This is a genomic window from Streptomyces sp. NPDC047981 (assembly GCF_040653315.1).
Lineage (GTDB): Bacteria > Actinomycetota > Actinomycetes > Streptomycetales > Streptomycetaceae > Streptomyces.
In genome coordinates, this window is the sequence record NZ_JBEZNQ010000004.1 from 165,765 (window position 1) to 188,701 (window position 22,937).

The 22,937-nt window shown below is 72.6% G+C and carries 18 protein-coding genes and 1 pseudogene; 7 read left to right on the plus strand and 12 right to left on the minus strand.

Translation table 11 applies throughout. From position 1 onward, the window contains the following. Positions 1-6: 6 nt before the first annotated feature. The 4 genes from AB0E14_RS04515 to AB0E14_RS04530 all read right to left on the minus strand — a co-directional run bounded on the left by AB0E14_RS04515 (position 7) and on the right by AB0E14_RS04530 (position 5,015). On the minus strand, positions 7-612 hold the full coding sequence (locus AB0E14_RS04515; protein ID WP_362411893.1) for a flavin reductase family protein: 606 nt from the start codon (positions 610-612) through the stop codon (positions 7-9). Between the two features lie 78 nt (positions 613-690). Continuing rightward, positions 691-1,494, minus strand: coding sequence for an enoyl-CoA hydratase-related protein (locus AB0E14_RS04520; protein ID WP_362411815.1), 804 nt, complete (start codon positions 1,492-1,494; stop codon positions 691-693). 14 nt (positions 1,495-1,508) lie between these two features. Further along, complete coding sequence (locus AB0E14_RS04525; protein ID WP_362411818.1) at positions 1,509-3,740, minus strand: acetate--CoA ligase family protein; 2,232 nt, start codon at positions 3,738-3,740, stop codon at positions 1,509-1,511. A 120-nt stretch (positions 3,741-3,860) separates the two neighbouring features. After that, positions 3,861-5,015 (minus strand): NAD(P)/FAD-dependent oxidoreductase, encoded by a 1,155-nt coding sequence (locus AB0E14_RS04530; protein WP_362411821.1) that lies wholly within the window; start codon positions 5,013-5,015, stop codon positions 3,861-3,863. 212 nt (positions 5,016-5,227) lie between these two features. Between AB0E14_RS04530 and AB0E14_RS04535 the strand changes: the two genes are divergently transcribed. Together AB0E14_RS04535 and AB0E14_RS04540 are read left to right on the plus strand one after the other, a co-directional pair. Further along, positions 5,228-5,680, plus strand: a complete 453-nt coding sequence (locus tag AB0E14_RS04535) for a DoxX family membrane protein (protein ID WP_362411824.1) — start codon at positions 5,228-5,230, stop codon at positions 5,678-5,680. Further along, positions 5,677-6,081: a Zn-ribbon domain-containing OB-fold protein gene (locus AB0E14_RS04540; RefSeq protein ID WP_362411827.1), complete on the plus strand. Its 405-nt coding sequence runs from the start codon at positions 5,677-5,679 to the stop codon at positions 6,079-6,081. Before AB0E14_RS04535 ends, AB0E14_RS04540 begins: the two co-directional genes overlap by 4 nt. A gap of 6 nt (positions 6,082-6,087) precedes the next feature. Here the strand turns inward: AB0E14_RS04540 and AB0E14_RS04545 are convergent, their stop codons facing one another. Beyond that, a complete protein-coding gene (locus AB0E14_RS04545; RefSeq protein ID WP_362411830.1) occupies positions 6,088-8,046 on the minus strand; it encodes a protein kinase in 1,959 nt (652 codons plus the stop codon). A gap of 168 nt (positions 8,047-8,214) precedes the next feature. Here AB0E14_RS04545 and AB0E14_RS04550 point away from each other — a divergent pair, with 168 nt between their 5' ends. Beyond that, the gene (locus AB0E14_RS04550; protein ID WP_362411833.1) at positions 8,215-8,607 is read left to right on the plus strand and encodes an SSI family serine proteinase inhibitor; all 393 of its coding nucleotides are present in this window, start codon (positions 8,215-8,217) and stop codon (positions 8,605-8,607) included. 19 nt (positions 8,608-8,626) lie between these two features. Here the strand turns inward: AB0E14_RS04550 and AB0E14_RS04555 are convergent, their stop codons facing one another. The 6 genes from AB0E14_RS04555 to AB0E14_RS04580 form a co-directional block, all read right to left on the minus strand. Then, positions 8,627-10,882 carry a VCBS repeat-containing protein gene (locus AB0E14_RS04555; protein ID WP_362411836.1) on the minus strand — a complete coding sequence of 752 codons (2,256 nt, stop codon included), beginning with the start codon at positions 10,880-10,882 and terminating at the stop codon, positions 8,627-8,629. Between the two features lie 120 nt (positions 10,883-11,002). Next, on the minus strand, positions 11,003-13,267 hold the full coding sequence (locus AB0E14_RS04560; protein WP_362411839.1) for a VCBS repeat-containing protein: 2,265 nt from the start codon (positions 13,265-13,267) through the stop codon (positions 11,003-11,005). Positions 13,268-13,393: 126 nt separating this feature from the next. Next, on the minus strand, positions 13,394-15,655 hold the full coding sequence (locus AB0E14_RS04565) for a VCBS repeat-containing protein (RefSeq protein ID WP_362411842.1): 2,262 nt from the start codon (positions 15,653-15,655) through the stop codon (positions 13,394-13,396). Between the two features lie 148 nt (positions 15,656-15,803). Further along, entirely contained in the window at positions 15,804-16,319 is a 516-nt protein-coding gene (locus AB0E14_RS04570) for a DinB family protein (protein ID WP_362411845.1), read from the minus strand. Between the two features lies 1 nt (position 16,320). Beyond that, complete coding sequence (locus AB0E14_RS04575; protein WP_362411848.1) at positions 16,321-16,725, minus strand: DUF1992 domain-containing protein; 405 nt, start codon at positions 16,723-16,725, stop codon at positions 16,321-16,323. Positions 16,726-16,856: 131 nt separating this feature from the next. Further along, positions 16,857-17,060 carry a cold-shock protein gene (locus tag AB0E14_RS04580; RefSeq protein ID WP_003967102.1) on the minus strand — a complete coding sequence of 68 codons (204 nt, stop codon included), beginning with the start codon at positions 17,058-17,060 and terminating at the stop codon, positions 16,857-16,859. Between the two features lie 294 nt (positions 17,061-17,354). Between AB0E14_RS04580 and AB0E14_RS04585 the strand changes: the two genes are divergently transcribed. Beyond that, complete coding sequence (locus AB0E14_RS04585; protein WP_362411851.1) at positions 17,355-18,227, plus strand: menaquinone biosynthesis protein; 873 nt, start codon at positions 17,355-17,357, stop codon at positions 18,225-18,227. A 4-nt stretch (positions 18,228-18,231) separates the two neighbouring features. On the opposite strand, the gene AB0E14_RS04590 is transcribed toward AB0E14_RS04585, so the two are convergent. Beyond that, a complete protein-coding gene (locus tag AB0E14_RS04590) occupies positions 18,232-19,293 on the minus strand; it encodes an alpha/beta hydrolase-fold protein (protein ID WP_362411854.1) in 1,062 nt (353 codons plus the stop codon). Positions 19,294-19,536: 243 nt separating this feature from the next. Here AB0E14_RS04590 and AB0E14_RS04595 point away from each other — a divergent pair, with 243 nt between their 5' ends. The 3 genes and pseudogenes from AB0E14_RS04595 to AB0E14_RS04605 all read left to right on the plus strand — a co-directional run. Then, entirely contained in the window at positions 19,537-21,306 is a 1,770-nt protein-coding gene (locus AB0E14_RS04595; RefSeq protein ID WP_362411857.1) for a serine/threonine-protein kinase, read from the plus strand. Between the two features lie 79 nt (positions 21,307-21,385). After that, the gene (gene mqnC, locus AB0E14_RS04600; protein ID WP_362411860.1) at positions 21,386-22,585 is read left to right on the plus strand and encodes a cyclic dehypoxanthinyl futalosine synthase; all 1,200 of its coding nucleotides are present in this window, start codon (positions 21,386-21,388) and stop codon (positions 22,583-22,585) included. A gap of 7 nt (positions 22,586-22,592) precedes the next feature. Further along, a pseudogene (locus AB0E14_RS04605) lies at positions 22,593-22,937 on the plus strand (hypothetical protein); the annotation flags it as partial.

Consider the following 22,937-nt stretch of genomic DNA (forward strand, 5'->3'; position numbering starts at 1 on the left):
GGGTGTCTACCCGCTGAACCGCCCGAACCGCCCCCGGTGGAACAGCAGCGGCTCGCCCTCGCCCGGTCCCGCGTCCCCGTCCTCGCCCGGGGTGCCCAGGGCCTCCACGCGGCCCACCACGATCAGGTGGTCGCCGCCCGTGTGGACGGTGGCGATCGTGCAGTCGATCCAGGCCGGGGCGCCGGTCAGCCGGGGGGAGCCGGTCGCCGGGGCGGCGTCGTAGGGCACCCCCGCGAACTTGTCCGCGCCGCTTCTCGCGAAGCCCAGGCACAACTCCCGCTGGTCCGCGCCCAGGACGTTGACGCAGAAGACGCCCGCCCGGGCGAGCCGGGGCCAGGTCGTCGACGTACGGGCGACCATGAAGGCCACCAGGGGCGGGTCCAGCGAGAGCGACGCGAAGGACTGGCAGGCGAAGCCGGTCGGCCCGTCGGGGTCGAGGGCCGTCACGACGGTGACGCCGCTCGCGAAGTGGCCGAGGACCCGCCGGAACTCGGCCGGGTCGACGGGCAGCCGCTCGTCCTCCCCGACCGCGCGCAGCAGGGGGCGGGGGAGCGGTTCGACGGCCGTCGGCGACCCGGCCGATCTGAGGTATCGGACGGCGGTGGCCGCCATCCCAGCGTGTCCCATCACATCTCCCATTGAAGCTGACGGATCGTCAGATGAGAAGCCTCGTACGACGGGCAAGCAGCCTCAACGGCCCTCGTACCGCGCCGTTCTGCGCTCCACGAAGCTCGCGACGCCCTCGTTCGCGTCCCGGGTCGTCATGTTGATCTCCTGTGCCGCCGCCTCCGCCGCGAAGGCGGTCGTGCGATCGGTGTCGAGGGAGGCGTTGACCAGCTGCTTCGTCAGGGCGAGGGCGCGCGTCGGGCCCTGGGCCAGGCGCTCGGCCCACTCGCGGGCGGTCTTCTCCAGCTCCTCGGCCGGCACCACCCGGTTCACCAGGCCCAGCTCCCTCGCCTCCTGGGCCGTCACCGCGTCGCCGAAGAACATCAGCTCCTTCGCCCGCTGCGGCCCGATCAGCCGGGGGAGCAGATACGCCCCACCGCCGTCCGGTACGAGGCCCCGGCGCGCGAACACCTCGATGAACTTCGCCGGTTCCGCCGCGAGGACCAGGTCGCAGGCGAACGCCAGGTGCGCCCCGATCCCGGCCGCCGTCCCGTTGACCGCCGCGATCACCGGCTTCTCGCAGTCCATGACCGCGCCGATGAGGCGCTGCGCCCCGAGCCGGATCGTCCGTGCCACGTCGCCCGCGATCCGCTCGCCGCCCGAGGCGGGCGCCCCGCGCAGGTCCGCGCCCGCGCAGAAGCCCCGCCCGGTGGCCGTCAGGACGACCGCCCGTACGCCGGGGTCGGCGGTGGCCTCGGCCAGCAGGGCGATGACCCGCTCCCGCTGGTCCCAGGTGACCGCGTTCATCGCCTCCGGCCGGTTGAGCGTGATCCAGGAGACGCCGTTCTCGACGCCGTGCAGCAGATCGTCAGGCTGGTCGTCCGTCATGAATCGGTTCGCTCCTATCGGCACACCGCGAGCGCGTCGAGCGCCACCGCGCCCTGCCCCCGGGGCAGCACCATCAGTGGGTTGATGTCCAGTTCGGCGAGGTCGCCGTCCAGCTCCAGGGCCATCCGCTGCACCCGCAGCACGACCTCGACCAGCGCGTCCACGTCCGCCGGCGGGGCCCCTCGTACGCCCTTCAGCAGAGCCTGCCCGCGCAGCTCCCCGAGCATGTCCCTGGCCTGGTCCTCGCCGAACGGCGGCACGCGCACGGCCGCGTCGTTCAGGACCTCCACCAGGACGCCCCCGAGCCCCACCGTGACCGTCGGGCCGAAGAGCGGGTCGCGGGTCACGCCCACCACCATCTCGACCCCGCGCCCCACCATCTGGCAGACCAGGATCCCGTCCAGGTCCACGCCCTCGTAGCGCGCGATGTCGGTGAGCTCGCGGTACGCGTCCCGCACCTGGCTCGCCGAGGTCAACCCGACCTTCACCAGCCCCAGTTCGGTCTTGTGGGCGATCTGCGCGCCGGAGGCCTTCATCACCACCGGGTAGCCGACCAGACCGGCCGCCCGGACCGCCGCCGCCGCGCTCGTCACCAGCTGCTCGCGCGGCACCCGGATCCCGTACGCCCGCAGCAGCTGCTTCGCGGCGTGCTCGCTGAGCTGCCGGCCCGGCCGCATCAGGGCCTGCGCCTTGCGGAAGGACGGCGAAGGGGTGCGCGGGGCCTCGTCGAAGGGGGAGCGGTAGGCGGTGGTGAAGCGGTGGTGGTCGAGGTACGCCTTGACGGCCCCGATGCAGTTGGCGAACGTGCGGAAGGTGGCGACGCGCGAGGAGCCGAGCAGGGTCTCGCGGTAGGCCGCCTCCGTCCCGACCGGCGACCCCCACACCACGCACACCAGCTTGTCGGTGGCCTCGGCGGCGTCCACCAGGTCCTGGGCGAGCTTGTCGCTCATGGGCGGGAACGGGCCCGTGATGGGACAGATCAGCACCCCGACGGACGGGTCGGCCAGGATCGCGTCGATGATCTTCCGGCCGCGCCAGTCGCCCACCGGGTGGCCGCCGTTGTCGACGGGGTTCGCGACGTTCAGGTAGTCGGGGATCCACTGGTGCAGCTCGTCCTGCTTGGCCTGCGGGAGCGTCGGCAGGCGCAGCCCGGCCGCCGTGGCGAGGTCGGAGAAGTGGGCGCCGGTCCCGCCGGAGATCGAGTACACGACGACACCGTCCGCGACCGGCTTGCGCGCCCGCGCCAACAGGGCGGAGGTGTCCTGGAGCTGGTCGAGCCCGTCGACCCGGATGACCCCGTACTGGCGCATCGCCGCGTCCACGACCTGGTCGGCGCCGGTGAGCTTGCCGGTGTGCGAGGCCGCCATCCGCGCGCCGGTCTCGGTCCGCCCGACCTTCACGGCGACGACGGGCACGCCCTCGCGGGCCGCGCGGTCGGCGGCGAGCAGGAAGGAGCGGCCGTCCTTGAGGCCCTCGACGTAGCAGGCGATGGCCCCGACCTCGGGCCGGGTCGCGAAGTACGAGATGAAGTCGGCGGTCTCCAGGTCGGCCTCGTTGCCCGTCGGCGCCCAGTGGGAGAGCCGTACGCCCAGCTCCTGAAGGGTGTGGACGGGCCGCCCCTGGTGGCCCGACTGCGTGATGAGCGCGATCGCCGGGCCTTCGAGGTCGTCGCGGAACCGCTCGAAGGCGTTGAGGTTGGTGTTCGGGCCGAGGAGGCGGATCCCCGAGCGCCGTACGGCGTCGGCGAGGCGCTCCTGCGCGGCGGCGCCCTCGCCGCCGGTCTCGGCGAACCCGGAGGCGAAGGCGACGGCGAACCTGACCTTGGCCTCCGCGAGTTCCTCGATCACGGGGAGGGGGTCGGCGACGAGCAGGACGGCGAGGTCGACCGGCTCGGGGAGCGCCCCGACGGACGGCACGCAGTCGATCCCGAACACGGTCGTACGGGTCGGGTGCACGGGCACGAGCCGGGCGCCGACCCGCTCGGCCCAGGCGATCAGCTGGCGCGTGATCCCGGTGTTGGGCCGCCCCTCGGTGTCCGAGGCCCCGACGACGGCGACGGACCCGGGCCGGAAGAACCGGTCGAGGTCCGGCACGGCCGCGTGCAACGCCCGCCCGCTGACGTCCACATCGCCCTCGACGGCGGTCACGCCGTGCACGACGTGACCGCTCGGCCCGGGATGCTCGCCGCAGGCGACCACGCGGGCGCGGAGATCGGTGGTGAAGGTGCCGTGAGTCGATCCGAGCATCGTTCCGCTCCACCCTTCCGCCCATGACGATTTACCTGACGCTCAGTCAGATTACAGAACTGACGGCAAGTCAGGAATGGGCGGGACGTGAGGATCTCGGGTGGAGAGGAACCGTCGTCGTTACGGCCTGTGCGCCTTCCCGATCGCCCGCGCGATCTTCTCCGCGTCGATCGCCATCTCGCGGAACATCCCGCTGATCGGGTTCGTGAACCCGGTGAAGTAGAGGCCGGGCGCCCCCTGCGGCGTCCGTGCCCCGTGGGTCACCGGCCGTCCCCGCTCGTCCAGGACGTCGAGGTGGCCGAGGAGCGGCTCCAGGCCGCGGCGGTAGCCCGTCGCCGCGATCACCGCGTCCGGGGTGATCGCCGAGCCGTCCGCGAGGACGACCTTGTCGCCGTCGAAGGAGGCGACGGCGCCCACGATCTCCACCGCGCCCCGCCGCACCGCGTCGATCAGCCCGACGTCCTGCACGGGGATCGCACCCTCCCGCACCCGCGAGTACAGCCCCGTGTCCGGGCGGGGGAGCCCGTGCTCGGAGAGGTCCGGCACGGCGACGCGGGCCATCAGTTCGCCCGCCTTGTCCACCAGCCGCACCGGCAGTCGGCGGACCAGGATGCCGGTCCGCTGGGCCGGCCACCCGGCCGTCGAGCGGCGCACGATGTGCGGGACCGTGCGCACCGCGAGCCGTACCCGTGCCGCCCCGCCCTCGACGAGGTCGGCCGCGATCTCGGCGCCCGTGTTCCCGGCGCCGACGACGAGGACGTCCCGCCCGGCGTAGGGGGCCGGGTTGCGGTACGCGCTCGCGTGCGCGAGTTCGCCGCCGTACGACGCGAGCCCCGGCCACTCGGGCAGGCGCGGCGTGTGGTTGTACCCCGTGGCGACGACCACGGCCCGCCCGGTCAGCCGGCGCCCGCCGGTCGCGTGCAGCAGCCAGTCCTCGCCGGCCCGCTCGACCCGGCTGACCTCGACGCCGGTCACGATCTCCAGCTCGTGCACCTCGGCGTACTTCTCCAGGTACCGCACCACGTCCGCGCGGGCGACCCAGCGCCCGAAGGAGCGGGGCATCGCGAGGCCGGGGAGCGCGGAGAGCCGGCGGGTGGTGTGCAGCCGCAGCCGGTCGTAGTGCGAGCGCCAGGAGGCGCCGACGGCGTCGGACTTCTCCAGGACGACGGCCCGGACGCCCTGCGCGCGCAGCGAGGCGGCGACGGCGAGGCCGCCGGGCCCGCCCCCGATGACGTAAACGGGGTGATCGGGTCTGGATTGGGGGGTGTTGACCATGAGTGCTCAGCGTAACGAGCTGCTCACTTGTTGGGTCTCGGTCAAGAGGGGGTTCGGTTGCGAAACGGTCACGCGTGGGTGGGATGCGTGGAGGCGCGTGGGGGTGCGTGGAGGCGTGCGGGGGTCTTGCGCGGCCGAGCCCCCATCCGCTGAACTGACGTCGATAGCTGACGTACCGTCAGATCGAATCTCGGGAGGGGCAGGTACCGCCGATGCAGACCGTCTGGCTCACCGGCGCCGAATGGCTCGCCGTCCTCCGCATCGGCCTCGGCCTGTGGTGGCTGGAGAGCTGGCGCCACAAGGACAGGAAGGGCTGGTTCGAGCGCGGCACGGGCATCGCGTGGGCGGCGGACGTCGCCGGGAAGCACCGCTGGCCGTTCGTGAAGCGCGGCTTCGACGCGGTCGTCGCGCCGCGCCCCAAGCTGATGGCGTACGTCGTCGTCTACGCCGAGCTTGCCCTGGGGCTCGGCCTGATCCTCGGATTCCTCACCCCGGTCGCCCTGATCGGCGGCCTGCTCCTCAACCTCCTCTACCTCGTCCTGATGATCCATGACTGGGCCGAGCAGGGGCAGAACGCGATGATGGCGCTGATCTCGCTCGTCGCCCTCTTCGCACTGTCCTGGCAGACCTGGTCCCTCGACCATGCGATCGGACTCTTCCTGTGACGGCCGCCGACCCCGACATCGACTCCTTCACCCGCCCCTACTGGCAGGCCGCGGGCGAGGGCCGGCTGCTGCTCCGGCGCTGCGCCGGCTGCGCCCGCGCGCACCACTACCCGCGCGAGTTCTGCCCGCACTGCTGGAGCGAGGACGTGACCTGGGAACCCGCGAGCGGCCGGGCCACGCTCTACACCTGGTCCGTCGTCCACCGCAACGATCTCCCGCCCTTCGGCGACCGTGTGCCGTACGTGGCGGCGGTCGTCGACCTCGCCGAAGGCCCCCGGATGATGACCGAGGTGCTGGGGGTGGCGGAGGCCGACCTCCGGATCGGCATGGACCTGGAGGTCGCCTTCCGCGCGGAGGGCGAGGTCGCCGTCCCCGTCTTCGGCCCGGCCTCGCGCCGGTAGGAGCCGTCAGAGAGGAGCGATGTTCCGCCAGAGCTGGGCGCGGCTGCCCGAGTCGCAGGCGGCCGTGGTCAGGAACGGCGGTCCGACGACCATGCACTCCCCGTTGGCGACGTTCTTGATCGTCCGGCCGGACGACGTCGTGGCGTGGATCTTCCACAGCTGGCCGCTGGAGCCGTTGCAGGCGGCGACGCCGACACCGCCGGGGTTCCCGCCCGACTGGAGGCAGTTGCCGGTGTTCCTGCTGACCAGCCGGAAGGCCCCGTTCGCGCCCGCCGAGTAGGTCCAGGCGTACGAGGCGCTGCCGCTGTTGTTGGGCAGGACACCGCACTCGTGGGTGTTGGCGAAGATGCCGTACCCGGGGTTGTACTCGACGAGGCACTGGCCGTTGCCGGCGTTCTCCAGGGAGTACGTCCCCGAGGTCGACGAGCCGCCACCGGACGGCGGGGGCGCCGGGTTCGTGGTCTTCGGGGTGGTCGGCCGGGAGCCGCCCCCGGACGCGTCCCCGCCCCCGCTGCCGCCGCCGGACGCGGTGCCGGTGCCGCCGGCCGCCGCCCCGCCGCCGGCTCCACCACCGGCCGCGGCGCCACCTCCCGCCGCGCCCGAACCGTCCGGCCCGGTCCCGGAAGGCGTTCCGGACGGGGAGGCGGGAGCCCCCGACGAGGGCGAGGCCGAGGTCGACGGGGTCGCGGTCCCCGTCGGCGGCGCGGTGGTGCCGGGCGAGGCCGACTGCGACGCGGAGGCGGACGGCGGCCGCGCGGCCGAGGCGTCGGGCCCGCCCTGGCGGCCGATCTGGTACGGGCCGAGGGCGACGGTCAGGGTCGTGCCGGTGGCCACGACGACGGGCACGGCGAGCATGACGAACCGGTTGCGGCGGCCTTCCCGCTTCGCCGTGGGCGCCGCGACGTCGGCCCCCGCCGTGGCGGGCTCCGTCGGCGGCCGCTGCACGAGCGCCACGGTCCCGATGTCCTGGCCCGTGTCGTCCCTCGCCGCTTCGGGCTGGTCGCCCCCGAGTTCCGCGAGCTCCTCGGCCGTGGGCACGGTCGTGGCGAACGCGTCCCGCGCCGCGACCGGAGCCATGACGGCGGCGGGCCACGGGGTGTCGTCGGCGTAGTCCTCCGTCAGCTCGACGACCTCGGCGGCGGTGGGCCGGGCCGCGGGGTCCTTGGCGAGGCAGGACTTCACGAGGTGGGCCAGGGCGGGGGCGGTCTCCGTGAGCCGCCCGAAGTCGGGCTCGCCGTGGACGACGCGGTAGAGCAGGCCGGGTCCGGAGCCGTCGCCGAAGGGCGGGCGGCCGGTCGCCGCGTACAGCAGCAGACTGCCGAGGGCGAAGACGTCCGCCTGTCCGGTCAGCCGCGGGTCGGCGACCGCCTGCTCCGGCGCCATGTAAGCGGGCGTCCCGATGACCATGCCGGTCCGGGTCAGCCGGCTCTGGTCGGCGGCGCGCGCGACGCCGAAGTCGATGAGCGACAGACCGCCGGAGGTGAGCATCACGTTGGACGGCTTGAGGTCCCGGTGCACCATGTCGGCGGCGTGCACCGCCCGCAGCGCGGTGGCCGCCTCCCGCAGCAGCCGCCACAGCGCCTCGGTGGGCAGCGGCCCGCCGTGGAGCCTGACGGCCTCGTTGAGGGTGACCCCCGGGATGTACTCGGTCGCGAACCACGGCGGCTTCGCCGTCCTGTCGCTCGCGAGCAGCCGCACACTGGCCCCGGCGGGCAGCCTGGCCAGGTTGTCCAGCTCGTGCCCGAAGTGGCTCAGGAAGTCCGCGTCCTCGGCCAGCACGGGCAGCACCCGCTTGACCGCCGCGAACTTCCCCGGCACGGCGCCGAGATAGACCCGCCCCATGCCGCCGGAGCCCAGTACGCCGAGAAGCTTGAAAGCGCCGATCCGCCGTGGGTCCCCCGGTTCGAGCGGTAGGGCTCCGCTGCCGTCCAGGCGCGCGCTGTCGATGTCCGCATCCCCCTGCATGATCAACAGGATAGCGAGGCTATCCTGCGATCCGCACCGCTCTTCAAGTCACAGAATCGTACGGATAGTTGGCTCCATCAGGGTGCCGTGCGCGGCGGAGCGGATGAACCTCGCGGGCATCCGGGTGGCGCCCGGTGACCCGTGACGGCACCCTTCGTTGCCCGGGGCATGAAGAGCACCCTCGCGTTCACGCTGGCCACGGCCGCCGTCGCCGGCGTCGCCCTCGCCGGGACGGCCGGCGCCGCCGCTCCCGCCCCGGCCACCCGGATCCTCCTCACGGTCACCTCCGACGCGACCGGCGACATCGAGGCGGCCCTGCTCGGCTGCCGCCCGACCGGCGGCACCCACCCCGAGGCCGAGGCGGCCTGCGAAGAACTCCGTGCCGCGGGCGGTGACTTCGACCAGTTGCCGGTCACCCCCGACGCCATCTGCCCGATGGTCTACGACCCGGTCACGGCCACGGCGGAGGGCACGTACGACAACGAGCCGGTCACCTGGAAGAAGACGTACGCCAACGCGTGCCTCCTGAGCGTGGAGACGGGGAAGGTCTTCGCGTTCTGACGACCGGCCGTCAGCCGGCTCAGAAGAGGGTGACGACTCCCGATCCGAGCTCCTCGGGGTTGTAGACACGCTGGCGGGAGCCGAAGGGCGCGCGCCAGTCACCCGTGCCCTCGTAGTGCGCGAGGGTCTCGTACGTGCCGCCCATGACGCCCTGCACGACGAGATCGGGGCGGCCGTCCCGGTTGGTGTCGCCGACTCCCACGATGTCCGTGTAACGGTCCCAGCCGGCGCCGACCTTGATCCGGGGCGCGAAGGTGCCGTCGCCCTTGCCGAGGTAGAGCCAGAGGACACCGGCCCCGTCGCGGGCGACGAGGTCTCCCGCGGGGGCTCCGGCGATGTTGCCGGTGGCGGTGAGCTGGTTGTAGATGCCCCAGCCCCAGCCGATCTTCGTGCGGGGCGCGAAGGGCGCGGCGGCGTTCCCGGTGCCCTTGTACAGGTACAGGTCCCCGGCCTTGTCGGCGGCGACCAGGTCGGGCCGGCCGTCGCCGTTCAGGTCGCTGCCACCGGTGAGCCGGTCGTAGACCTGCCAGCCTGCGCCGATCTTCGTACGCGGCGCGAAGCTCTTGCCGTCGCCCGTGTGGAGCCACAGGACACCCGACCGGTCCCGGCCGAGCACATCGGCGTGCGCGGAGCCGCCGATGTTCCCCGGGGCCGCGAGGCGGTCGTAGGTGTTCCAGCCCAGGCCGTGGTCGACCTGCTCGCGCTTCTCCGGGTTGCCCCACTTCCCGGTGTGGTACAGCGTCTGGCGGGCGTCGTAGCCGATCAGCCGACCGGAGCTGTCCTTGACGAGCAGGTCCGGGGAGCCGCTGTCGGAGAAGTCGTGCGGTGCGGGCTTGTTCGCGACCTTGAGCGTGCCGGTCTGCTCCACCGCCGGGCCGATGCCGTCGGAGGGACGGACCGTCATGCGCCAGGTGTAGTCGCCGTTGTAGGCGGCGGTGTAGTCGTCGAACAGGCCGGTCCAGTGTGCACCGCCGATGCCGGGCCGGTCGGCGCTCCCGGTCCTGGAGGTCCACCGCTTCCCGGACGCGGTGTGCGTCACCTGGACCGTCAGCTCGGTGTTGCCGCGGTTGAGCTCCCACCAGAAGTACGCGTCACCGCTGCCGAAGTCGACGACCTCGGGGAGCGGCTTGTACACCTTCGCCTCGATCACGATGGGTTCGTTCGTGCGCGCGAGGAGGGTGGCGACGGGAGTGCCGTCCGCGCCGACCGAGACCCGGTAGAAGCCCCTGCCGTGCTCGACCGTGCCGCCCCGCACGAGCAGTCGGCCGTCGCCGTCGGGGATGATGCCCTGCACGCTGTCCAGGACCTTGACGGTCTTCCCGGTCGTCAGGGAACGGGCCGTCAGGCCGTAGAGGGTATTGGGGTGGTACTGCCCGGTCTCGTCCAGGCCGTACGCGACCCAGTCGTCGCCGAGCAGCTCGGCCCGAACGCTTCCCGACCCCAGGAAGACCCGCTCGGGCGCTGTCGAGGTGTCGCCCCGCCGGGCCACCGCCAGGGTCACGTTCTGCGGATCGGCGACCTCGGTCCAGGCCATATGAGTGGCGGACGTGCTGCTTGCGCCCTCGACGCGGGCGGTGGGCAGGACCCGGTCCTCGACGACAGCGCCGGTGGCCATGTCCACCAGGGCGAGGTGCTGCTCGGTCGTGCCCGCCGTGACGTACCTGAGGATCAGGGTGTCGACCGAGGACATGTCGGTGAGGAGGTTCGAGGCGTTCGCGGGCAGCCCGGTGACCTTGCGGTCGAGGACGGTGTCCGCGGGCTTGCTGACCAGGTGGACCTCGGTGCCCCTGGCGCCGTCGGGCTTCGACATGACGAGGGTGGCGCCCATCACCTGCCTGAGTTGCGCGTCCGGGCCGAGCCCCGCGGTGTCGACCGCCACCGGATCGGCGCCGGAGCCGAGGTCGTACAGCGTGTGCACGCTCCCGGCCGACCGCACGGCGAAGTCCGTCTGGTTGCCGCCCCGGTACGGGCCGGGCGGCAGCAGGGTCGTGACGCCGTCCGCGTACCGCGTCCAGCGGTACTCGACGATCCCGCCCGGCGTCGACAGACTCGTCAGGAACCCCGAAACACCGGAGCTCGCCAGGCGCGAGCCGGCCGGCAGCGCGGGGACGTCCTGCTGCGTGGCCGTGCCCGTGGCTGCGGCGAGGGCGGCCGTCGAGCCGTCGGACGAGGGCGTCGTGGCTCCGGCGGGAGTCGTCAGACCCGCCGCCGTGACGGCGAGGACGACCATGGCGGCCGCGGCGATCCGTCGCCGGGGCGGAGGAACGTGGAACAAGGGGGCCCTTCCTGGTGGTGCGAGGAAGCCGGGGGAGGCGGGTGACGAGCGGACGCGCTCGCCGCCCTCCCCGGAGGGAAGGGCGGCGAGCGGCGGGACCGGACCGGGCGCGGAGTCCGGTCAGAACACCGTGGGTGCCTGGGTGGTGTGAAGGTTGCTGTTGGCGGCCGGCTTGAACGGGGCCGTCGAGTTGCCGGTGCCCGCGTAGAACTTGGCGCCCGACGCGCCGACCGCGTAGAGGTCGGCCCGCCCGTCGCGGTTGGCGTCGCCGATGCCGACGAGGTGGGTGAACGCGCCCCAGCCGGCGCCGATCTTCGTACGCGCGGCGAAGGTGCCGTCGCCCTTGCCCTCGTACAGCCACAGGACACCGCTCGTGTCGCGGGCGAGGAGGTCGCCGGCCGCGGTGCCGGCGATGTCGCCGGTGGCGGTGAGCTGGTTGTAGATGCCCCAGCCCCAGCCGATCTTCGTGCGGGGCGCGAAGGGCGCGGCGGTGTCGCCGGTGCCCTTGTACAGGTACAGGTCACCGGCCGTGTCGGTGGCGACGAGGTCGGCGCGCCCGTCGCCGTTCAGGTCGCTGCCACCGGCGAGGGACGTGTACACGTTCCAGCCGGCGCCGATCTTCGTACGGGCGGCGAAGGTGCCGTCGCCCTTGGCGACGTACAGCCAGAGGACACCGTCCTTGTCGCGGGCGACGAGGTCTCCGGCGGTGGAGCCCGCGACGCTGCCGACGGCCTCCAGCTGGTTGTAGATCTGCCAGCCGGGGCCGACCCGCACCTGGCCGGTCGTCATGCCGTCCGGCCATTCGGGCGACGTGACGGAGTCCTCGCGCCACAGCACACCCGCGGCGTCGCGGGAGAGCAGGTCCGGGCTGCCGTTGTCGGTGTGGTCGTGGGCGCCGGCGGTGCGGGTGACCTTGAAGGTGCCCGACTGCTTGAGGTCCGGGCCGATGCCGTTGAGCGGGGTCGCGGTGAAGTCCCAGACGTAGTCGCCGCTCGACGCGAACTCCTTCACGCCCTCGGCGTTGAGGAGGCGCCCGTCCCAGAGGAACTCGACGGAGGCCTTGCCCTCGTAGGGCACGGCCTGCGAGAAGACGTGCGTCATGCTGCGGCCGGTGGCGACGTGGCGAATCGTCACCGAGCCCTTGGCGTTGGTCCGGGAGAGCACCCAGCGCAGCCGGGTCTCGCCGTTGTTCTTGTCGAGGTCGAACACCGGGGGAGTGGCCGCGGTGTACAGCGCGAGCGCGGTCGGCCGGCCGTCCGCGGCGACGAGGGTCGCGGCCGGCTTCCCGTCCACCCCGAGCGCCACGCGGTAGGTGCCCTCGCCCTGGGCGACGGTGCCGCCGCGGACCAGGAGCGCGCCGTCCGTCGTGGGGACGGAGGACGAGGCGTGGTCGAGGAGCTTGACCGTGGAGCCGTCGGTGGCGTTGACCGCGGTGAGCGCGTGGTGCGGGGAGAAGCTGGTGGCGGTGTCGCCACCGGGCGCGGCGTAGGTCACCCAGTCGCCCAGGATGCCGACGTGGGTGCGGATGGCGTTGCCGAGCGCGACCGCCTCCGTGGCGGGCGAGGTCTCCGACCCGTCGCGGGCGGCGTACTTCAGCTTGGCGTCGGCGGTCGACGCCGCGTCGACCCAGACCCAGCGGTCGCCGGAGACCGCCGCGTCGAGGCCGTACGGGGCGACGCCGATCTCGTGCCGCTCGCCGGCGGCGCCGGTGGCGACGTCCACGACGGTGAGGTAGTAGCGGTCCTCCGGGCCCTCGCCGGACGTGCTGTAGCGGACGAGCAGCTTCGAGTCGGAGAGCACCTCGACGTCCTGGAGCCGGAAGTCCGCCGGGAGGCCGGTGACCTGGCGGTTGCTGCCCGGCTGGTCGCCCTCGCCGATGAGGCGGAGCTGACCCGCGCCGGTCGCGACGTCGTAGTGCGAGAAGACCAGCGTCCGGCCGACGATGCCCTGCCAGGAGAGGCGGGTGTCGGGCTGCTCGATGGCGACGGGCGCGCTGCCCGGCTGCGTCATGTCCTTGAGCAGGTACCGGGTCGTGCCGTCCTCCTTGGCCACGACGGTGTCGGACGCGCCTCCGCGCCATCCGGTGGTCCACTCCTCCAGCGGCGTGGTGGTGCCGTCCACGGTGCTGGTCCAGAAGTAGTCGTTGCCCTGGGGCCAGCCGAACCGCTGCACGGAGGTGAGGTAGCCGCTGGGACCGGCGCTGAGTATCTGCGACGGCCCGGGGAGCGTGATGGTGTCGCTGACACCGGCGGGCACGGCGTTCACGACGGCCGTGGGCGTCGCGGCGGTCGCCGGCGCCGTCGCGAGAGCCGTACCGGCGGTCACGGCGAGGACGGCGGTCACGGCCGCGGCGAGACGGTGCCGCGGCACGCGGGTCTTGATCACGTATGGGGTCCTTCGGAGTTGAGAGCGATCTGCACGCGGGAGGCTCGGAGCGACCGGGCGCACCATGCGCCACGCCCGGTCAGACTCTTGATCACGACGCAGGGTTGTATGTGTGGTCCACCAGGATCAGGCGAAGTGGTTGTACCGGCGGTCGGTGCCGTCGGAGTACACGCCGACCACTTCGCGCGGGCGGAAGGGCGCGCGCCAGTCGCCGGTGCTCTTGTAGAGGTAGGTCCCGTCGGCACCGCTTGCGTACAGGTCGGGGCGGCCGTCCCGGTCGGCGTCGCCGACGCCCAGAAGGTGGCCGTAGCCGCCCCAGCCGCTGCCGATCTTCGTACGCGGGGTGAAGGTGCCGTCGCCCCTGCCGGTGTAGAGCCACAGCACCCCCGCCTTGTCGCGGGCGACGAGGTCCCCGGGAGCGGCTCCGGCGATGTCGCCGGTGGCGGTGAGCTGGTTGTAGATGCCCCAGCCGTGCCCGATCTTCGTACGGGCGGTGAAGGGGGCCGTGGGATTCCCGGTGGCCTTGTACAGGTACAGGTCGCCGGCCGTGTCGGTGGCGAGGAGGTCGGGGCGTCCGTCGCCGTTCAGGTCGCTGCCGGCGGCGAGTTGGGTGTACGCGTTCCAGCCCGCACCGATCCTCGTGCGCGTGGCGAAGGTGCCGTCGCCCTTGCCGAGGTAGAGCCAGAGCACGCCGGCCGTGTCGCGGGCGACGAGGTCCCCGACGGGCAGCCCGCCGAGGTTGCCCGCGGCCTCGACCCGGTCGTAGACCTGCCAGCCGGCGCCGATGAGTTCGACGGGAAGCTGATCGAGCTGCCCGCTCTCGGAACGGTAGAAGGCGTCGCCCCGCCACAGCCGTCCCGACGTGTCACGCGCGAGGACGTCGGGGGATCCGTCGTCGTCGTAGTCGTGCGGCGCGGTCGCGCGGGTCAGGTCGAAGGTGCCGGAGGCCACCAGGTTCGGACCGATGCCGTCGAGCGGCCTCGCGTCGATCTTCCAGGTGTACGCCCCGTTCGGCGCCCCGGTCGGCATGTCCGGGTCGTTCTTCCAGGGGACGTCGCCCTGCCAGTCGAAGCGCATGGCGTGCGGGTCGTCGAGGAGGTCCCCCGAGGGGTACAGGTCCTCGGTCTTCGTCTTCCCGCTCTGGACGTGGCGCAGCGTCACCTTCGCCACCACGTTGACCCGGGACAGCCGCCAGTCCAGCCGGATCACGCCGTCGCCGGGCGCGGGGGAGACCTTCGCGGGGATGTCGTGCCCGAGCAGCGTGACCTTGGTCGGCTCTCCGGTGGTCGCGACGAGCGTGGCGACCGGGGCGCCGTCCGCGCCGGGCGCGATCCGGTAGAGCCCCTCGCCCTGGGCGACCGTGCCGCCGCGGACGAACTGCGTCCCGTCCGGGCCGGGCGCGGCCGTCTTCACGTGGTCCGTCAGCGTCCGGTTCGCGCCGGTCGTCAGGTTGCGCGCCCGCAGGGCGCCCCACGGGTTCGGGTGGTGGTCGCCGAGGGTGTCGCGGTCCGCGTACGTGAGCCAGTCGCCGATCAGGCCGACCTCGACACGGCTCGCGCCGACCAGCGGAACGCGCTGCGTCGTCCCCGTGCCCCGCTCCAGGGCGACGACCGACGCCTTCTGGGCCGCGTCGTACTCCACCCACGCGACGTGCGTCGCCGACAGCGCGACCCTGCCGGTCCACTGCCCGGGGGTGACGATCTCGCGCGTCTCGGAGACCGTGGCGGTCGCCCGGTCCATGAGCGCCCAGTACCGCTTCTCCGTCGCGCCGGTCCCGGTCCTGTACGTCAGCAGGGCGTGCTCGGACGTCGCCACGCTCGCGAACACCTCGGTCGCGCCGGCGGGCAGTCCGCTCACGAGCCGGTCGGAGACCGTCCCGCCGTCCTTGGCCAGGACGTGGACGACCTCACCGCCCTTGCCGTCCGGGGTCCGGACGAGCAGCGACGCGCCGACGGCCCCGGCGAACCGGCCGCCATGGGTGCCCACGTCCGGCAGACCGACGCTGAGGATGTCCGCCCCGGTCGCCATGGAGCGCAGCGTGACGACCTGCGAGCCCTGGTGCAGGACGACCACGTCGGAGCCCGGGGAGCCCGTGACCGAGGTGGTACCGCCCGGCAGAACCGTCGACGAACCGTCCGAGAAGCGCGTCCACCGCTGCTCCCGCTCGTCCGACATGCCCCAGGTCAGGAAGCCCGTGCTGCCCACGCTGACGAGCTGGGCGTCGGCACCGGGGTAGGGGACGACGGCGTTCTGCGCCTCCGCAGCCTCCGCAGCCGGGACGTCGAGCGCCTGGGCCGGTACGCCGAGGGCGCCGCCCAGAGTCAGGGAGAGGGCGACACCCACCGAAAGCGTGAGTCTCCGGCGGCGCGGGACAAGGACGTGGTGCATGGGCGGGCCTCCCCTGGGGCGACCGCGCACGCGCCGGGACAGGTGTGCGGCGGTCGGAGTGACACGGAGGCGGCCGGAGGAATCCCCCCATCCGGATCATCGCCCACGTGAGTGATCGCCGGAGAATAGCAAGCCCGTGCGACGCCCGTCACGAATTTTCGCGCCGCTCCACCACACCCCGCACGTACGCCGCCTGCCCCGCGTGCTGGTTGTCCTCCGCGATCACGCTCACCAGCCGTACGCCCAGCGTGACCGGCGGGTCCCAGGCCTCGTCCACGACGCGGTCGAGGTCGGCGTTCGTCAGGGTCCCGAGGTGCTCCAGGCTCCGTGCGTGCACGGCGTCGTAGTAGCCGAGCAGCAGCTCCGCCGGGGCGCGGACGGCGGCGACCTGGCTGCTGGAGTGGCCGTAGCCGGTGGCGCGCGCGGCGAAGGGCAGCCCGAACCGGTCCTTCCAACCGTCGGCCGTCCATACCTGCGCGGTGTCGAAGACGCCCGCGACGTGGTCGTCCTGGATCCGGGTGAGGTGCCAGACCAGCCAGGCGATCGAGTTCGCGTCCTCGTCGATCCTGGCGGTCAACTCGTCCTCGGTCAGCCCCTCGACGGCCCCGTGCACGGCTTCCTGGACGCGGCCGAACGCGTCCACGAGCAGGTCGGCACTCCTCATGTCACCCAACTCCTCGTCCGGCTCGCCACTCCGCCACGACCGCATCCACGTCGAACGGCTTCAGGTTCAGCGGCGGGCCCGGGGGCGGGCGCAGGAGGGCCTCCGCGATCCGGGTGTTGATCTCGCCCAGGATCCGTCGCACCTGCGTCTCCGAGACGGCCTCGTCGACCGCCTCCCGCGCGTCCTCGGCATCCTTGCGGAGCGCCAGCGCGGGTGGGAGGACCGACGCGCCCTCGCGGTGCATCTTCTGCTTGATCCACCACAGCTCGTCGTACGGCGCGGTGTCGTCGGCCAGGGGTCTGCCGAAGCCGGCCAGCTTCCGGAACTCGCCGCGTTCCGCGGCCTCGCGGATCTGCTTGTCCACGAACGACTCGAAGCTGACACCGGGCGGCTTGCGTTCGGTCATACGTCCACAGTAGGTGGCGTCCACACCGATGGGCAGGAGTGGAAAGGCAGGAGCCCCGCTCGTGCCCGAAGGCACGGAGCGGGGCTCCTTGGGTACTTCTCTAGCCGTGCGCGATCGCCGACCCGGGCAACTTAGGCCGGGGTGACGTTCTCCGCCTGCGGGCCCTTCGGGCCCTGGGTGACGTCGAAGTTCACGACCTGGTTCTCCTCGAGGGAGCGGAACCCGGACGCGTTGATCGCGGAGTAGTGGACGAAGACATCCGGGCCGCCGCCGTCCTGGGCGATGAAGCCGAAGCCCTTTTCAGCGTTGAACCACTTGACGGTTCCGGTAGCCATAAGCCCTCCTTGGGCCAAAGGGTTGCCCTGCTCCAGAACCTGCAAACAAGTCTGAAAACTACAAAAGCCTGCGGGTCACATGCTCCGCAGGCTCTGTACTGCAAGGGAAACCAAACTGCAACTTGCGATGAGCGTAGCACGCAGGGTCTGCGACGCACTAGAGGGAAAGATCACTTCACCCACACGTTTGACGACCTTCTGACGTGCTGACGTTCGGAGCCCTGACGTGCTGACGTTCGGCGCCACGCGCGCCCCGGCGATGTCCACCGTCCGAGACGGGTCTAGCCTCGCGATGTGGACAATGCAACCGACGACCACCAGCGCAGCCGGCCCCGCGTCGGACACATCCAGTTCCTGAACTGCCTGCCCCTCTACTGGGGCCTGGCCCGCACGGGAACGCTCCTCGATCTGGAGCTGACCAAGGACACCCCCGAGAAGCTCAGCGAGCGGCTCGTGGCCGGCGACCTCGACATCGGGCCCATCACCCTCGTCGAGTACCTCCGCAACGCCGACGACCTCGTCGCCCTGCCCGACATCGCCGTGGGCTGCGACGGCCCGGTGATGTCCTGCGTGATCGTCTCCCAGCGCCCGCTGGACCGGCTCGACGGTGCGCGGGTGGCCCTCGGCTCCACGTCCCGTACCTCTGTACGGCTCGCCCAGCTGCTGCTCGCCGAGCAGTACGGCGTACGGCCCGACTACTTCACGTGCCCGCCCGACCTCGGGCTGATGATGCAGGAGGCCGACGCGGCTGTGCTCATCGGCGACGCCGCCCTGCGGGCCTCGCTGCACGACGCGCCGCGCCTCGGGCTGCAGGTCCATGACCTGGGTCTGATGTGGAAGGACTGGACGGGCCTGCCGTTCGTCTTCGCGGTGTGGGCGGCGCGCAAGGACTTCCTGGCCCGCGAGCCGGAGACCGTGCGTGAGGTCCACGAGGCGTTCCTCGCCTCGCGGGACCTGTCGCTCGTGGAGGTCGCCAAGGTCGCGGAGCAGGCGGCGCGCTGGGAGTCCTTCGACGCCGAGCTGCTGGAGCGGTATTTCCGGACGCTGGACTTCCGGTTCGGCCCCGAGCAGCTGGCGGGGGTGCGCGAGTTCGCCCGCAGGACCGGTCCGACGACCGGCTTCCCCGCGGACGTACGGGTGGAGCTGTTCGCCGCCCACCGCGGCTGACGCGTCAGGGGGACGGGACCGGGCCCTGCATCTGCTCGCTGATCCAGGCGATCGAACCGTCCCCCATGCCCCGGACGTAGGTCTTCGCGTTGTGCTCGCCGTCCTGGATGACCTGGAGGCGGGTCTTCACCGGGCCCTTCGTGTAGTCCTTCACGAACTTCTTCAGGTTGCCGAGGCCGGACTCCTTGGTTCCGATCTGGAACGCGAGGTAGACCCGGTTCCGCTCCGTGTCCGGCTTCGTGCCGAGCGCCTTCGCCAGCTTCTCCGGGTTGTTCGCCTGGCGCGCCGCCTCGTGCCCCACCCACAGCGGCGAGTCGGGCACGGTGTCGGGACCGGAGGCGATCACGGCCTTGAACCGGTCGGGGCGCTGGAGCACGGCCTTGAGCCCGGCGAAGCCGCCCGAGGACGAGCCCATGAATGCCCAGCCGTCCCTGGACGCGAAGGTGCGGAAATTCGCCCGGACGAAATCGGGGACGTCCTCGGTGAGCCAGGTGCCCATTTTCGGCTGCCCCGGAATATCACTTCCGTCGTAGTAGTACTTGTCGTCCGGGTTGAGGACAGGCATCACCACAATGAACGGCAGGCTCTTTCCCTCCTGCGACCACGTGCTGATGCTCGACTGGAGTTTGAGGTCCGTGCCCATCCAGTAATTCATCGGGTAGCCGTTTCCGCCCGGCAGTGCCACGAGGACCGGGAAGCCGCTCTTCGCGTACGCGGGGTCGAAATACTGCTTCGGCGCCCACACCCACACCTTGCCGGTGAAGCCGGACTTCGCGCCGGCCAGCGTGGTGACGCCGATCTTGGTGCCGTCCTCCAGGGTGTTGGCCGTCGTGAAACTCGCCTTGGGGCCGGTGGGGAGAACCGTTTCGGGGCCGCCCGTCCCCTTCCCCGGGCCGGCGCCCCGGCCCGCGCCCTGTCCTGGATCCGTCGCCTGCCGGGTCGTGCTCGTGTCGCCCGTCGGGGTGTCGAACGTGAGTGGCGCGCCCTCGTCCGAGCAGCCGGTCGCCAGTGCGGCCGCGGTGCCGAGAGCGAGGGCGGTGGCGAGGAACCTGGGGAGGCGGTTCATGGGGCGACTCCGGATGTTTCGGACACGAAGGTCGATTACGGATGGGGCTACGGAAGGGAGGAGTGGCGTGGTGGGCGATCGGTTGGCTGGGTACGGTTCCGAATCGTGGTGATCCGGCCCACGGTTCGCGCGGTGCGCGCCACGACCGGGCCCTGACGGACGACGATCGGCTCAGGACCGGCTCAGGACCGGCTCGGAACCGGCTCAGGACCGGCCCACGACCGGGGCCATCAAGGGGGAGACATGCAGCCGCTCGACGCGGGGGAACCCAGGACCATCGGCGCGTACCGGATCCTCGGCCGGCTCGGAGCCGGCGGGATGGGGCGCGTCTACCTGGCCCGTACGGCAGGCGGCCGGACCGTCGCCGTCAAGATCGTGCATCCGCACTTCGCCCTGGACGAGCAGTTCCGGGAGCGGTTCCGGCGCGAGGTGGCCGCCGCGCGCCGGGTCGGCGGCCGGTGGACGGCGCCCGTCCTGGACGCGGACCCCGACGCGCAGGTCCCGTGGGTGGCGACCGGGTACGTCGCGGGGCCGACGCTCACCCGCGCCGTGGAGGCGGCCGGGCCGCTCCCCGAGCACACGGTACGGGCGCTTGGCGCCGGTCTCGCCGAGGCGCTGGCGGGCGTGCACGGGCTCGGCCTGGTCCACCGGGACGTGAAGCCGTCCAACGTGCTGGCCACCGTGGAGGGCCCCCGCCTGATCGACTTCGGCATCGCCCGGGCCACGGACGGCACCGCCTCGCTCACGGCGAGCGGGGTCTCGGTCGGCTCACCCGGCTACATGGCGCCCGAACAGATCCTCGGGCACGGCGCGACCGGCGCGTCCGACGTCTTCTCGCTCGGCGCCGTCCTGGCGTTCGCGGCGAACGGGGCCCCGCCCTTCCCCGGCGACACCTCGGCGGCCCTGCTCTACAAGGTGGTCCACGAGGAGCCCGACCTCGGCGCGCTCACGGGGGAGCTGCGCGAGCTGGTGACGGCCTGTCTCGCGAAGGCCCCGGCCGACCGCCCGACCCCGGCCGCCCTCGCCGCGGCGCTCGCCCCGGCCGGAGCGGCCGCCCTCGTCGCCTCCGGCTGGCTGCCGCCCCGCGTCCTGGAGGAGATCAGCCGGACCGCCGTACGCCTCCTCGACATCGACGCGGCCTCCGACGCGCCGCTCGGCGGCCCCGACCACGCCTCGGGCCCCGTGCCCTTCACGGCCCCGTCCATCGAGGGGGGCGCGGCCGGTCCGTCGTCGGGCGTCTTCGGCCCTCCGACGACCCCGCCCCCGCACCACGGCGTGTACGGACCCCCACCGGTCACACCTGCCACACCCGCCCCAGCGGCTGCTCCCACCGCGGAGAACGGCTCCGCGGCCACCGCCCCCGGCGAGCGGCGAGCGACCTTCGCCGTGGCGGGACGGCGGGTGAGCTGCACGCTCGCGCTCGCCGTCGCGGGAGCGCTCGCGGCCGTGACGCTGAGCGCCGGATTCCTCTACGACCTGCTGCCCGGCGGCACCCGGGGTGACGACGCGGGCAGGAACGGCGGGACCGGGAACACGTCGAAGCCGCCGGCCGCCACGGAACCGACCACCGAGGCCGCCACGCCCTCCACCACCCCGACGCAGAGCCGCACCCCCCGGCCCACCCCCACGGACACGGCCCCCGTCGCCGCCGTCCCGGCCGCCTTCCTCGGCACCTGGACCGGACCCACGACCGAGCGCAACGGCTCCCCGCACGGCGACTTCACCGCCGTCGTGACCAAGGGCAGCACGGGCGAGGACGTCGTCCGCACCACCCACACCATCAGCCTCCTCGGCACCACCGTGAGCTGTCACGGCATCGGCAGGCTCAGCTCCGCCACCGCCACCGGCCTCACGATCGCCGACCGCACCGACCCCGACCGCCCGAGCACCGCGGGACTCTGCACCACCGGCACCTCCTCCTTCACGCTCACCCTCAACGCCGACGGGACGCTGGCCTACCGCTCCGACGAAGAGGCCGCGGGCCGCCCGACCGGCACCCTGCGGAAGTCCTGAGAAGCGCTGGCGTAGGCTGGTTCGGCCCGTCAAGACCCCTCTTGAAGGGCCCAGAACTCCTCCGAAAAGGACGCACCCGGTGACCGAGAAGGCCGACCTCCAGTCCGTGCTCGACCGTGCCGCCGAGGGTGGCCGGATCACCCCCGAGGAGGCGCTCGACCTCTACCGCTCCGCGCCGCTGCACGCGCTGGGCGCGGCGGCCGACGCGGTGCGCCGCCGCCGGTACGCGGGGACCGAGCACATCGCCACGTACATCATCGAGCGGAACATCAACTACACGAACGTCTGCGTGACGGCGTGCAAGTTCTGCGCCTTCTACGCGCCGCCCAAGGACACCGCCAAGGGCTGGACCCGCGACCTCGAGGACATCCTGCGCCGCTGCGCGGAGACCGTGGAACTCGGCGGCACGCAGATCATGTTCCAGGGCGGGCACCACCCGGACTACGGCGTCGAGTACTACGAGAAGCACTTCGCGGCCATCAAGAAGGACTTCCCGCAGCTGGTCATCCACTCCCTCGGCGCCTCCGAGGTCGAGCACATGGCCCGGATCTCCGGCGTCTCCGTCGAGGAGGCCATCACCCGGATCCACGCCGCCGGTCTCGACTCCTTCGCCGGCGCCGGCGCCGAGCTGCTCCCCGAGCGCCCGCGCAAGGCGATCGCCCCGCTCAAGGAGAGCGGCGAGCGGTGGCTGGAGATCATGGAGATCGCGCACAAGCTGGGCGTCGAGTCCACGTCCACGATGCTGATGGGCACCGGCGAGACCAACGCCGAGCGGATCGAGCACCTGCGGATGATCCGTGACGTGCAGGACCGGACGGGCGGCTTCCGGGCCTTCATCCCCTACACGTACCAACCGCAGAACAACAAGCTGCGCGGCCAGACGCAGGCCACGCTCTTCGAGTACCTGCGGATGATCGCGATCGCCCGGCTCTTCCTCGACAACGTGGCCCACATCCAGGGCTCGTGGCTGACCACGGGCAAGGAGATCGGCCAGCTGACCCTGCACTACGGCGCGGACGACCTCGGCTCGATCATGCTGGAGGAGAACGTCGTCTCCTCGGCGGGCGCCAAGCACCGCTCCAACCTGCGCGAGATGATCGACATGATCCGCACGGCGGACCGCGTCCCGGCGCAGCGCTCCACGACGTACGAGCACCTCGTCGTCCACGACGACCCGGCGAACGACCCGGTCGACGAGCGGGTCGCCTCGCACATCTCCTCCACCGCCATCGCGGGCGGCACGGCCCACCCGGAGCTGAAGCTCCTGGACGCCAACTGAGGCCGCCGTGCTGACGATCCACGTCGCCGAGGCGTCGCCCGAGACCGCCGTCCTGGTCGACGGCGCGCGCCTCGGCGCCGTCGGCCCGTTCGAGGAGCTGGCCGCCGTACGCCCCGAGGCACGGGTGCGGCGCTGGCCCGGCATCCTCACCCCCGGGCTGCTCAACCCGTACGCACCCGAGCTGCTCGAAGCCACGTACCACCCGGACCCGCGCGAGGCCGAGGAGTTCGGCACCGCGCCGGTCACCGGCGCCCGCGCGCTGGAGATCTTCCGCGCCGACCCCTCCCGCAGGGGGGCCTCCGCGCGCCGCGGCGTGCAGCGGATGCTGGCGCACGGGACGGTCGCCGTCGCC